General features: G+C 74.0%; 9 protein-coding genes. All 9 read right to left on the bottom strand.

Annotated features, from left to right (window positions below; translation table 11 throughout):
• Positions 1-29: 29 nt before the first annotated feature.
• Positions 30-1,262: a hypothetical protein gene (locus ACFYOS_RS14655; protein WP_387140440.1), complete on the bottom strand. Its 1,233-nt coding sequence runs from the start codon at positions 1,260-1,262 to the stop codon at positions 30-32.
• Positions 1,263-1,267: 5 nt separating this feature from the next.
• The gene (locus tag ACFYOS_RS14650; RefSeq protein WP_387140437.1) at positions 1,268-2,317 is read right to left on the bottom strand and encodes a thiopeptide-type bacteriocin biosynthesis protein; all 1,050 of its coding nucleotides are present in this window, start codon (positions 2,315-2,317) and stop codon (positions 1,268-1,270) included.
• Positions 2,314-5,091, bottom strand: a complete 2,778-nt coding sequence (locus ACFYOS_RS14645; protein ID WP_387140435.1) for a lantibiotic dehydratase — start codon at positions 5,089-5,091, stop codon at positions 2,314-2,316. The genes ACFYOS_RS14650 and ACFYOS_RS14645 overlap by 4 nt, the downstream gene beginning before the upstream one ends.
• Positions 5,092-5,126: 35 nt before the next feature.
• A complete protein-coding gene (locus ACFYOS_RS14640; protein ID WP_387140432.1) occupies positions 5,127-6,737 on the bottom strand; it encodes a nitroreductase family protein in 1,611 nt (536 codons plus the stop codon).
• A 10-nt stretch (positions 6,738-6,747) separates the two neighbouring features.
• Entirely contained in the window at positions 6,748-8,715 is a 1,968-nt protein-coding gene (locus ACFYOS_RS14635) for a TOMM precursor leader peptide-binding protein (RefSeq protein WP_387140430.1), read from the bottom strand.
• Between the two features lie 100 nt (positions 8,716-8,815).
• Positions 8,816-9,001: a hypothetical protein gene (locus ACFYOS_RS14630; protein ID WP_387140427.1), complete on the bottom strand. Its 186-nt coding sequence runs from the start codon at positions 8,999-9,001 to the stop codon at positions 8,816-8,818.
• A gap of 75 nt (positions 9,002-9,076) precedes the next feature.
• The gene (locus ACFYOS_RS14625) at positions 9,077-9,295 is read right to left on the bottom strand and encodes a thiazolylpeptide-type bacteriocin (RefSeq protein WP_387140424.1); all 219 of its coding nucleotides are present in this window, start codon (positions 9,293-9,295) and stop codon (positions 9,077-9,079) included.
• A gap of 181 nt (positions 9,296-9,476) precedes the next feature.
• Positions 9,477-9,659: a hypothetical protein gene (locus ACFYOS_RS14620; RefSeq protein WP_046564715.1), complete on the bottom strand. Its 183-nt coding sequence runs from the start codon at positions 9,657-9,659 to the stop codon at positions 9,477-9,479.
• Positions 9,660-9,713: 54 nt separating this feature from the next.
• Positions 9,714-11,819: a TOMM precursor leader peptide-binding protein gene (locus ACFYOS_RS14615; protein WP_387140421.1), complete on the bottom strand. Its 2,106-nt coding sequence runs from the start codon at positions 11,817-11,819 to the stop codon at positions 9,714-9,716.
• Positions 11,820-12,067 lie beyond the last annotated feature (248 nt).

The raw sequence follows: 12,067 nt of genomic DNA, 5'->3' as shown, positions 1-12,067 counted from the left end.
AGGGCCCGCGGCCCTCCCTCCCCCACCGGTCAGCGGTCCGGGCTCGGCTGCTCCGCCCCGCTCTCGGCGGCTCGACGCCGGGCGAGGTGGCCGGCCAGAGCCGCCAGCACCAGCGCCTCCGCGACCAGGATGGCGACGGCCCACCCGGCGCCGACCCAGCGGGCCAGCGACACGTACCAGTAGTGCACCAGCAGCGTCAGCACCGTCGCCGCGAACGCCAGCGAAGCCACCCCGTACAGGGCGTAGGCGACCCGGTCCCGGAGGCGGTAGCCGCGGACCGCGCCCGGGCCGTGGCGCAGCAGCCGACCGTAGAACCGGTAGGTGTCAGCCCGCAGGTCGCCGAGGTTCAGGGCGTGGCTGAGCATGTAGTAGCCGTCGAGCCGGAGGAACGGCACCAGGTTGAGCGCGGCGGTCGCGGTGCCGAACAGCAGCATCGTGCCGGCCAGGTCGTGCAGCGCCCCCGGGGCGCCCCAGATCCAGAGTGCGGCGAACGGCACCAGGGCCAGCATGCTGACGAACACCCCGGCGAACGCGGTGGCCACCCGCCGGCGCGGGGTGAACAGCACGATGTCGTCGACCTTGCAGTACGGGGCCAGCATCGGGAAGCGCCACATCACCCCGATCTCGGTACCCCGACCGCCGAAGTGCCGGCAGGTCAGGCCGTGCGCGCACTCGTGCAGGAAGATGATCACCCAGGTGATCGCCAGCGAGGCCACGATCGCGGCGAGCGGCCGGTCGCCGCCGACCCCGTCGAGCAGCACCGGCAGGCGCACCGCCACGTACCCGGCGACCGCCAGCACGACCAGCAGCGCCGGCAGCACGAACCACCAGCTGAACAGCGGGGCCAGCCGGGGCAGCAGCCGGTCGAAGAACCGGTCCGGGTCGTACAGCGGCCACCGGGCCGACAGCGGGCCGCGCCGGCTGCGCGCCGCGCCCTCGGCGGCCGCCGAGGTGAGCCGGGCGATGGCCGCCGGATCGGCCGCACCGTCGAGCAACTGCCGCTGGTGCAGCATGCCGAACAGCTGCTGCCAGTTCTCCGGCCCGAGCCGCCGGCGGAAGGTGGCCGCGTACTCGGTGGCCAGGTCGTCCAGCGTCCGGGTGCCGTCCATCCGGGACAGCAGGAAGTGCTCGCGCGGCCCGATCCGGTAGAACCAGCCGGTCTCGGGGTCCTTGACGTGGTGGACCAGCTTCTCCCCCCGCCATTGGCCGGCGCCGAGCACGACCCCGGCCCGCAGCCGGGGACGGGTCCAGGTCCCGTCCACCGTGGTCATCGCGGGCCGGCCGGGGCGAGGTCGTCGAGCAGCGCGGTGCGCGTCACGTACGACAGGTAGATCTCGTCGAGGATGCTCACGCCGAGCCGGTTGTTGGTCATGTGCACGTACGAGCTGAGCAGGATCGGCACCGCGGCGTCCAGGTCGTGGACGACGGTGGGCTCGGCGCCGCCGCGCTGGAACACCAGGTCGCCCCGTTCGGCCGCCGCGACGACCCGGCCCCGCAGCTCACGGCAGTGCGCCGACCAGCGACCCTCGACGCCGGTGGGCCGGACATCGGCGCGCTCCCGGGCCGCCACGCGGATCTGGGCCAGGCGCTCCCGCAACGCGGCGTCCATCCGGCGGTAGCTGCTGTCGAAGCCGGCGTGGTAGTCGTCGCTCGGCTCGGAGTAGGAGACCTCCCAGAACCGGCGGTACTCGTCGAGGAACTCGGCGATCCGCCGGTCGTCGGCGAGGAAAACCGCGCACATCATCATGCTGAGCTGGGCGGAGAGCCCGAGCAGCACCGGCCGGACGTGCACGTTGGTGGTGGCCAGCAGGTCCAGCACCACGTCGCTGGAGTGCTCGAAGTGCCACTCGGCCAGCTCGATCCCGGCCGGGCCGCCGTAGCGGCCGTACTCCCGCTCGTAGGGGATGTGGTGGTAGCTGTTGTTCGCCCGCATCGGCATCACGCCGTCCGGGCCGTACTCCTCGTCCCACCGCTGCCGGCCGTACTCGGCGAGGAACATCTGCTTGTACAGGTCGCCCAGGCCCGCGCTGTCCACCTCGTACAGCGCGGGCCGGCGGCGCAGGAACGCCTCGAGCGCCTCGTCCACCCGCGCTCGCACCACCGCCGGGTCGACACCGGGTGCCGGCAGCACCCGCAGCCGCACGTGCGGCCCCTCCATCCAGTACTTGATGAAGAAGTACCGGCTGATCAGCCCCTCGGCCCGCAGCTCGTCCACCAGCGGGCGGACCCCCTCGACGAGCATCGGGTTGGCGTTGCTGGCATAGAAGACGTGGACGCTGAGCCAGTCGTGCTCCACCGGGGAGGGGAAGTGCGTCATCGTTCCACCTTTCCGGCGCGAACGCCGTTGAGTTCCACGGTCAGTTCGGTGACGTGGGTGCCGCCGGGGCCGCGGAGCACCTGCTCGTCGCGGTCCGGCAGCATCTCGGTGAGCACCAGGCGGCTGCCTGCCCCCCGCCCCGTCGCCTCCAGCAGTTGCAGGCAGAAGTGGCTGTCGAAGTCGACGTAGAGCGGCTTGTGGTCGGGCCGGCCGCCCGGCTGCGCGGCGGGCTGGCCGTCGTCGGCGGCCGGGGTGAGCCGGCTGCCCTCCGGCGTGGCGAAGACCCGGCGGGGCAGGCCGTTCTCGCGCCGCCACCGCTGCCAGCACAGGAACCATTCGGCGTCGCTCTGCTCCGGGGTACGCGGCGGCGGCAGGTGGTCCGGGTGCAGCTTCCACATCCGCCGCTGCAGCACCAGGTCGCCATGCACAATCCGGGGATACCCGGCGATGCCGTGCCCGGGCAGCGGCACCGTGGTGCCGGCCCACAGGTCCGGCTGGGCCATGCCCAGGTAGGCGAAGGTGAGCAGCACCTGCTGCACCTCGGGCAGCGCCATCGGCAGCAGGAAACCCAGGTAGACCGGGATCACCTCGGCGTCGAGCCGGCGCGAGCGCAGCAGCAGCCGGTCGGCCACCGGGTCGTGTTCGACGCTGAGGTCGTCCATGTGGATCTGCTCGGCGGCCGGCCGGAAGCTGATCTCCCCGGGGCAGACCAGCTCGTACGGGGTGACCGCCGGGTGCAGGTTCAGGTTGGTGGCGTCGTACCCGCCCTTCAGCTCGGCGAGCACCGCGCCCGGCGGCTGGAGCCGGGCCAGCTCGGCGCGGAGCGCCCCGGCGAGGTCGTGGTCGGCGAAGAGGTGGGCGAAGCGGGAGAACAGCAGCGTCATGCCGGAGTAGATCCGGTTGACCACCACCCGGTGCCGGTCGCCCTGGTCGGCGAGTTGGAGGAAGAACGACCGGGGGTCGAGCGTGCCGAGCGTCGCCGGGACCATCGCGGCGACGTCGGTCATGAAGGCGTCGTCCAGGCGCAGCTCCTCGGCGCCGGCCGGCAACCGGTCGTACGCCTCGTTCATCCGCCGGGCCACCTCGATCCGGGCGTCGTCCAGCGCGGTGATCTCCGCCTGCCGGAACCAGTTCTCCTGCCGTACGTAGGTGTTGTCCGCGTCGAACGCCCGGCGGCGCATCATCCGCCCGCTGTAGTGCTCGAAGAAGTCCTGCTGGAACTCGTGGGCGAAGGTGAGCAGGTCGTCGCAGCGCCCGCCGGCGCCGTAGCGGGCCCGGAAGAAGCCCTTGGTGGCCAGCCGGCGCGGCAGGTTGATGTCGAACACCGGCATGATCCGGGCCAGCGCCCGCAGGCCGGGCAGGACGTCCCGTTCCCAGCGGGCCCGGTCGGCGGTGACCGGCACCCGGGTACGCAGCGTGGCGTCCTCGTAGAGCAGGGTCCGCGGGGCCGGGACGTCGGCGCGGCCGAGCTCGGTGTGGGCCGCGACCAGTTCCCGCCGGATGTCGGCGAGCATCCGACGGCGGCCGGCCACGTCGTGCGCCGGGTAGCCGGTCGCGAGGCGGTTGGCGGTCGCCACCCGCTCGGCGAGCCGATCGGCCCAGTCGCGGCCGATCTCCCGCAGCGCCCGCCGGTAGCCCTCGACCGGGTCGTCGGCGTGGATGTCCAGGTGCAGGTTCGGCACCACCAGCAGGCCCACCCGCAGCAGGTGGTGCAGGTACTGCCCGATCTCCGCGGCGGGACGGGTGTCGGTGGACAGTTCGGTTACCAGGTCGGCCATCCGGCGGACCCGGCCGCCGGCGAGCGCGGCCAGGATGTCGTGCAGCACCCGGCCGGTGGGCAGCACGAACAGCGACTCGTGGATCGACTCCAGGGTGATCGCGGACTCGCCGTCCTCGGAGCTGCTGCGGCGGCGGCGCAGGTAGCGCAGCCGGCCGCGCTCGATGCGCCAGCCGGTGGTGAGGGTGACCGGCAGGTCCGCGCGGAGCGTCTCGTCGGCCAGGACGATGGCCGACAACCGACCCAGCGCGGCCAGGTTGAGCCGGGCGACCCCCCGCTTCGCGTCGCCGGTCCGGTCGGTCACCGGCACCACGTCGAGCAGCGGGCCGACACTCGGCGCGAAGGTCCCGACGTTCACCGTGGTCAGCCGGCTGAACGGGCTGGTCTTGGCGGCGGTGCGCAGCGCGTACTCCAGCAGCGACCGCTCCACCCGCCGGGCCCGCTTGCCGAGCCGGCCGGGCGCGGCGAGGTAGGTGGGCAGGTACTGGTCCAGCGACGGCGACGCGAGCAGGATGCCGCCGCGCAGGTCGGGGTCGTCCGCCAGCTCGCGCAGCACGGCCCGGCGTTCCGCCAGCTCCGCGGTCAGCACCGCCGCGCCCTCGGTCAGCTCCCGGCGGTACGTCGCGAAGGTCTCCAGCCAGCCCACCAGCATCCGGTGCGTCTCGGCGCCGATCTCGGCCTCCGGCCAGGCCGCCGGGTCGGCGGGATCGGGGCGGCGCAGGTTCCACACGTCCCGGCGCAGCCGGATCAGCCGCCGCCGCAGCCGGTCGTCGTCGAGGTTGCGGGCCACCGCCTCCTGGAGCGCGTCGGCCAGGCCCGGCCCGGTCGCCCGGAGGCGGTCCTCCAGGTCGAGGGTCCGGCGGGCCCAGGCGGCACTGCGATCGAAGGCGAGCCGGTCGGCGATCTCCAGCGGCAGGCCGGCGGTACGCAGCATGAACACCTGCGGCATCCGCCAGGACACCTCGGTGGCCGCTGGTGCGGGCAGGGACACCGTCACGGGTCTCTCCTTCGTCGACGTGGTGCGGTCAGGGGTCAGAGCCGGTACACGAGGTCGGCGGCGCCATCCGGGTGCCGCCCGAGCAGCAGGAACAGCACGGTCCGTTCGTCGGTCCCGGTCAGGCCGAGGGCGGCGTCCATGGCGACGTTGTCGAAGCCCAGCACCGCGCCGCAGCCCACCCGCTGGGCGGTGGCCGCGCAGTACGCGCGCTGGGCGACGGCACCGATCTCGGCGTTGAGGAGGCGGTAGCCGCGCGGGCCGACGGCGTCGAGCACCGCGTCCAGCCGGCCGGAGATGGCCAGCACCGCGCCGACCTGCCCCATCGTGTAGTTGGTGAGGAAGTACTGCTGTTGCAGGAAGGCGGACATGCCCCCGTCCGGCTCGGCCCCGGCGGCCAGCAGCGCATGGCGCCGGGGACAGTAGCCGTAGGTGCCGGTGGCGAGGCCGTCGACGTGGTTCGCGAACACCCACAGGCGGGTGAGGGCCGGGGCGTCGGCGGGCAGCCCGGCGTCGGCCGGGTGCTGCCGCCCGGCGGTGGCGAAGGCGAGGGTGGTGCCGAGTTCGGCGGCGGTCAGCTCGGGCGGCCGGCGGAACCGGCCGAAGCTGCTGGACCGGGTGGCCAGCACCGTCGACAGGGGACGGTCCAGCCGCTCCAGCAGCGGCGCGGGCAGGGCCACCGGCTCGCCGGGCAGGTCCCGCGGCGCGGCGTCCGCCAGGGCCTGCGGGGCGGGGACGGCCGGGGCAGCCGCCGCCCGGTGCACCGCGGTCACCGCGGGGAACTCCCGCAGCCGGCGGGACCGTTCGAAGGCCGGGTATCGGACCCGGACGTCCGCGGCCGGCGCCGCCCCGACCGGTCCGCCGTCCGGGTCGGCGCCGGCCCAGGTCAGGGGTACGACCGCGAAGGCGCTCTCCCGGTCGCCGTCGAAGCCGAGCAGCCGGTCCACCGGCGCGGGATCGAAGCCGAGCAGCCGGGGCAGGGGTACGCCGAGGGCGCGCGCGAGCAGGTCCCAGGAGCCGAGCAGGGCGCCGAGGTCCTGGGTGACCACGTGGTAGCAGAAGCTGTTGTACTTGAAGGAGTTCTTCCAGAACCGGATGCTCGCGACCAGGAAGCTGTCCGCGCCACCCGCGTGGTCGCCGACCGCGGCGCGGACCGGGTCGCTGACGTCGCCGAGCAGCAACCGCTCCAGCACGTGCTGGCCGGTGCCGTAGTGGTAGACGCCGGGCAGCAGCGGCGCGGCGGCGCCGGCGACCAGAAAGAGCTCCACCGGGTACATGCCGCCGCCGGAGGCGGTGCCGCGTCCCCAGACGGCGTGCTCGAAGTGCGCCCGCTTGGCCAGGTCCTGGTTCCAGTTCACCGTCAGCCGCCGGTCGAGCACCCCGTACGACAGGCGCAGCAGCGTCGCCAGGGCGGGCAGCGACCAGCCGCCGGGCGGCGGCAGGTGCTCCCCGGTGAGCAGGTCCCGCAGGGTGGGCAGGGCGGGCACGTCCGCCGGCAGCGGCACCCGGGGGGTGCCGGGGTAGCTGGTGTGCCGGGAGGGCTGGTCGACCCAGTCCACCTCGTAGTTGAGCGGTTCCATCGGGACCCGCGCCCGGCGGAACACCGCCTCCGCGTACTCCCGGACGACCTGGAGAGCCTCCTGCTGCATACCGGTGCTCCTACGGGAAGGGGTGCGGGTGGGGGTTGCGGCCGGTGGCGCCGAGCCGGTCGGGTCCGTGCGCGCCCCGGGCCAGGAAGCGCTCCAGCCGGTCGCTCCACAGCACCCGCTGGCGTTGCCAGCCGAAGTCGATGGGGACCAGGGCGGGCGCCACCACCGCCATCGTGTGCACGCCGGCGACCTCCTGCTCCGGGCAGGTCTGGTCGACCGCGAGGACGTCCCCGCCGAGCCCGGCGATCAGCCCGCACAGGTACTCCATGTCGGCGCGCAGGTCGTCGTGGGCCGGCCGGGCCGACAGCCAGTCCCCGTACAGCTCGGTCATCGAGCGCAGCGGCGGGTCGTCGAAGAGGAAGCCGGCGTGGCGGGTCATCTCCGGCAGCCCGTACAGCAGGGCGTGGTGGCTCAGCTCGGTGACCTTCGGGTAGTCCCGGGTCATCTCGCGCAGCTCCGGCTCGCTGGCGGCGACGCGCTCGTCGAAGCCGGGCACGTAGGACGCGGTCTCGCAGACCGCCGCGCGGACCGCGTCGTCGGGGTCGAGGCTGGCGCCCGCGGCGAAGCAGAGCTGGCCGAGCCCGTCGCCGCGCTTGACCGCGACCGCGGTGACCACCGGCACGGGCAGGTCGGCGCGGGTGTCGAACAGCCGGATGTCGTACCCGAGCAGGTCGACCCGGTCGAGCATGAAGTGCACCCGCTCGTCCCGGCAGGTGGCCGGGTCGATCTCGGCCAGCCGGGCCGAGCCGTACCAGGCGAGCAGGAAGGCGTCCCGCTCGACCAGCTCGAGCATGCCGTGCAGCAGCGCCTCTTCCGGGCAGCTGCCGCTGGCGCAGCCGTTGGAGCACTCCTGGACGAACTTGCGGTGGTCGGTGCGCCGGTCGAGGTAGTAGACGAGCTGCTCGGGCACCAGCCGGGGGACCTGGTCGCGCAGCGACCAACCCCAGACCCAGGGCATCGGCCGGTCCGGCGCGTACGGCTCGTAGTAGAGCCCGTGCCCCTGGTAGAACGCCGGGTGGTAGCCCAGCCCGGCCGGGTCGAGGGCGTCCGGGGCCAGGTTGGCGTAGCTGTCGAAGACGGTGGTCCGCCGCGCCCGGGGGAACTGGCCGGCGTACCGTTCCAGCCCTTCCAGCAGGGCGTACGTCTCGCTGCTGCCGTAGCTGTTGGCGTGCCCGCTCCACCACATCTCGTGCAGGTCGTAGCGGCTGCGGATGCGGAAGTAGCCGGTCACCGGTGCGGTCGCGGTGGCGTTGTACGCGCGCAGCGCGCCGCCGCCCAGCGCGCCGGCCACCGGGTTCGCCAACGCCGCGACCGGTAGGTCCAGGTCGCCGGCCGACCGCAGCCGGTACGCGGACGGATCCGGCTTCGGCCGGCTGGTGAGCGGGATGACCGCGGCCTCGGCGGTGTCCGGACGGGCGGTGGCGCAGGCCGGGCATTCGGAGTCGGCCAGCACCTCCACGACCGTGGTCTCCAGGGTGTCCATCCGCAGCTGCCGCAGGCGTCCCACGCCGGGCCGCTCGGTCCGCGGCCGGCAGGCGTCCAGGAGGAGCTGCCACAGCGCGTCGACCGCGAACGGCGTCAGGTGGGGCAGGGCGGCCACGGTGCCGACCGGGGCCTGGTGCTCCAGGGCGTGCCGCTCCTCGCGGACCCGGATGGCCTGCCAGCGGCGCTGGGTGCAGAGCGGACACGGGCCGGGCCGGCTGCCCGCCGCGGCGCCGATGTCCGTCCATCGTGGCCCGATCAGCGCGGTCGCGCCGTGCAACCAGATCGGCACCACCGTGCCGGTCATCCCCTCGCCCCCATCGGCGTACGCGTCGGTCAGGCCGAGGGCGGCGATGCGGACGGTGATGCCGTCGAGCGGCGCGTCGGGGCCGGCCGGCTGCCGCGCGCGATCCTGGAATCGCTCGTGGAACGCCTCGCCGAGCTGTTTGAGGCTGCTGTCCCACCCGGTGGAGGTGGTCCGGACATCGACGATCATTCGGTTCACCTGTCTGCGGTCGCGGGCTGCGGGCTGGTGAGGGGTACCGGTGCCCCGCCGGCGTGGCTCGCCGGCGGGGACGGTAGGGCGGTGGGTGACGTCACCCGCCGCCGCATCCGGTGCTGGTGCTGCTGCTGCAGCAGCTCGACGTGCTGCAACTGCAGCAGCTGGAGCAGGAGCAGCTGGAGCTGGACCAGGCCAGGACCATCTCGTCGACCGCGTCGACGTCCTCGATCTCGAACGTCTCCGTCTCCAGCGCGCGGAGCTCCTCAGTCAGTTCCGGCATTCCTTCCACCTCCCCTCTGGCGGTCAGGGGCCGCGGCGCCGGCCGGCCGTCCGGACCGACCGGCGGCGCCGTGGCTCAGCTGGTGCTGCTGCAACTCGACGAGGTGCAGCTGCAACAACTGGACGTGCTGCAGCTGGAACAGCTCGACGTGCTCGTGCTGCTGCTGCAGATGTCCATGAGGTCGGCGGACAGATCAGCGATGTCCTCGACCTCGAACGTCTCGGTCTGCAGGTCACGCAGCTCGCTGCGGACCGAGTCGGGCAGTACGCCGGATGTCCGGGGTTGTGTCGGCACAGGCCTCTCCTTGAGCCGCGTTCGAGCCGGTCGTCGGTGGTCTGCCCGCACCACCACGGTGGTTGCGGAGGCACGCAGGGCTACTCGCCGGCGTGGGCCGGCGGCGGATGGTGCGTCGTTCGTGCGGCGTCCCACCGGGGACCGGGAGTCGTCAGCGTCGGGGGCAACCCCGTCCAGCCGGTCAGCCGCAGCTGGAGGTGCTGGTGCTGGTGCTGCAGCAGCTCGACGTGCTGCAGCTGCAGCAGCTCGAGCAGGAGCAGCTGGAGCTGGTGGCGGCGAGCGCCTCGCCGCCGTCCTCGACCTCCTCGATCTCGAAGGTCTCGGTCTCCAGCTCGCGGAGCTCGTCGTTCAGGGTGATCGGCATGTCTTCCACCTCCTCTCGTGGTGCGTGCCTCGCCGAAACCACTGACGTGGTGGTTCAGTCGGCCGTCGGGGCGTGCCGACGCAGCAGGACCACGCCGCTGCGGAAAGCCCCGGTGGCCCGGACATCCCGGGTCGTCGTCTCGACCAGCAGGGCGCTCATCCCCCGCGGCGCCAGCGCGGCCAGCACGGCCGTCCGGTCGGTGGCCGCGGCCGCCGGGGCGGCCGGGGTGGCGCCGACGGTGAGCGTCGCCGGGTCGAAGTCGCGCAGCACCGGGTCGCCGAGGTCGGCGACGGTGTCCTCGAAGTGCCGCACCTGGACCCGCCCGACCGCGTCGCGGACGGCCGCCAGCCGGGTGGCGACCGGGTCGAACCCGCCGGCGAGCGCCCAGTCCCGGTCACCGCCGCCGGGCGGCTCGGCGACGGCGAGTACGGCGTGCGCCGGCTCGACCCCGGCCAGGGTGAAGACCGACAGCCGGCGACCGAACCGGCGGGCGGCCTTGACCACGAAGGCGCTGTCGTCGTCGCCGACCAGCTCCTCCTCGCTGATCGGGCGCACCTCGGCCCGGCCGCGCAGCGCGTCGATCAGCGCCCGGTAGGCCAGCGCGTCAGCCAGCCCCCGGTCGACGACCTCGTCGAGGGTGCCGCCGGCGGCGGCTCCGGCCACCGTCGCCTCGGCCCATCCCTCGGCGTTGAACGCGGAGGTGGGCAACGCCAGCGCGGCCGGCACCCACACCGACCCGGTCCGCCCCAGCAGCGTGGCCGGCAGCCAGCGGGTGCGCCGCCGGTCGTCGGCGAGCGGGGTGTCGGTCGGGGCCAGCTCCGGCCAGGGCACTGGCTGCTCGCCCCGCTCGCGCAGCTCGGCCGCCGAGGCGGTCACCGCCGCGGCCGGGTCCGCGTACCGGGCGGCGTGGTCGCGGACGGCCGCGCGGTAGGCGGCGAGCCGGGCGCCCATCACGGTGTGCACGTCGAAGGCGGTCACCTCGCGCGGGCCGCGCCGGCCGGGCAGCCGCAGCCGGGCCGTCTTCAACGGCGCCTGCTCCAGCGGGTCGTCGACGAACCGGGTGAACACCCCGGCGTTCGGCGTCACCAGCGCCTCGGCCCGCTGGTAGGTCTCGTCGTCGGAGCCGGCCGGCGGTCCCGGCTCGGCCACCTCGACGTCCCGGCAGACCGGGCACCCCGGGTGCGGCAGCACCCGCTCCCGGGTGGACTCCAGGGTGGCGGTGTCGAGCAGCAGCACCCCGCCGGCGGTGTCCGGCGCGAAGGCGCCGGTGAGGGCCCGGAACAGCTCGAAGGCGGCGGCATTGCCGAGCATCCGGGCGGTCACCTCGGGCAGGGCCGCGGTCGCGGTGGGGTCGCCGCCGACGGCGAGCTGTCGCCAGAACTCGGCCGCCGTCGCCGGGTCGGCGCCGGCCGCGAGTCGGAGCTGGGCACAGTGCCAGCAGGGCGTCTGCCGTGCGCGGACGGTCGGGCCGACCACCGCGCGGTCGTCGTCCCAACGCACCGGCACGAGCAGCGGCCCGTCCCGGTGGCAGGCGCGGGCCAGGTCCGCCAGGTGGGCCAGCCCGTCCGGCCCGGTGCAGCAGATCACCGCGTCCACCTCGCGGAGGTCCGGCGACCCGTCGAGGAACCGCACCTCCGCCGGCAGGCCGTCGGCGCGCAGGTCCGCCAGCTCGGGCCGCAGGGCCTCGGCGTACCGGTCGGGGTCGTCGTCGGGGTGGAGGTCGAGGCGGACGCAGCCGTTACGGAGCAGGCCGCTCGCCGCGGCAAGCAACGCGGCCCCTCCGCCGCAGAGCGCCACCCGGGCGGAGTGGAAGCGCTGGAACCGGACGACGGGATCGTCCGCGAAGTGATCGACGAACTCGACCTGGGCGGCGAAGCGGCGGGCCAGCGGCTCGGGCAGTGCGGTGCGGTCTCCCGCGTCCTTGGCGAAACCGCGGGCGAGCAGGGCGCGGACCAGGGTGAGCACCGTCTGCCGCTGGCCCGGGTCGAGAGCGGCGGTGAGCTGCGCGAGCGTGTGTTCCCCGGTCAGGTAGGGGCTCAGCGACGTCAGCCAGCGGAACGCCGACCTGCCCTTGATCAGGAAGGCGGTGTCCGGTCCCCGCAGATACGCGCCGGCCGGCGCGTCCAGGAACACGACGTCATGCCGCAGCTTGGGCCGCATCTCAAGGCTTGTTCCACCGTCCGACGGCTGGTTCATAAGCCCCCCATGACAACGACTCGGCGTGTCGAAAGTGCCTTCATGCTGCCCAAGATCAAGTATTTAGTCAACAAAAACTTTCGCGCCGGACAGTGGCGCAAGCAAATTGAAGGGCATTGAGCTGCGGCTAAGACAAAAACGCGCCGTACTCGCGCGCCGCCGGCCTTCCAGAGCCGATCAACCTCGGCTAGTCTGTGGGCGCCGTCCACGCT

The organism is Micromonospora sp. NPDC005806 (assembly GCF_042871425.1).
GTDB lineage: Bacteria > Actinomycetota > Actinomycetes > Mycobacteriales > Micromonosporaceae > Micromonospora.
This window is presented reverse-complemented; position numbering and strand designations above follow the sequence as displayed.

Coding starts and splice junctions, on each gene's coding strand:
- ACFYOS_RS14650 (WP_387140437.1), bottom strand. CDS start 2,317: ATGACGCACTTCCCCTCCCCGGTGGAGCACGACTGGCTCAGCGTCCAC.
- ACFYOS_RS14640 (WP_387140432.1), bottom strand. CDS start 6,737: ATGCAGCAGGAGGCTCTCCAGGTCGTCCGGGAGTACGCGGAGGCGGTG.
- ACFYOS_RS14635 (WP_387140430.1), bottom strand. CDS start 8,715: ATGATCGTCGATGTCCGGACCACCTCCACCGGGTGGGACAGCAGCCTC.
- ACFYOS_RS14630 (WP_387140427.1), bottom strand. CDS start 9,001: ATGCCGGAACTGACTGAGGAGCTCCGCGCGCTGGAGACGGAGACGTTC.
- ACFYOS_RS14620 (WP_046564715.1), bottom strand. CDS start 9,659: ATGCCGATCACCCTGAACGACGAGCTCCGCGAGCTGGAGACCGAGACC.
- ACFYOS_RS14615 (WP_387140421.1), bottom strand. CDS start 11,819: ATGCGGCCCAAGCTGCGGCATGACGTCGTGTTCCTGGACGCGCCGGCC.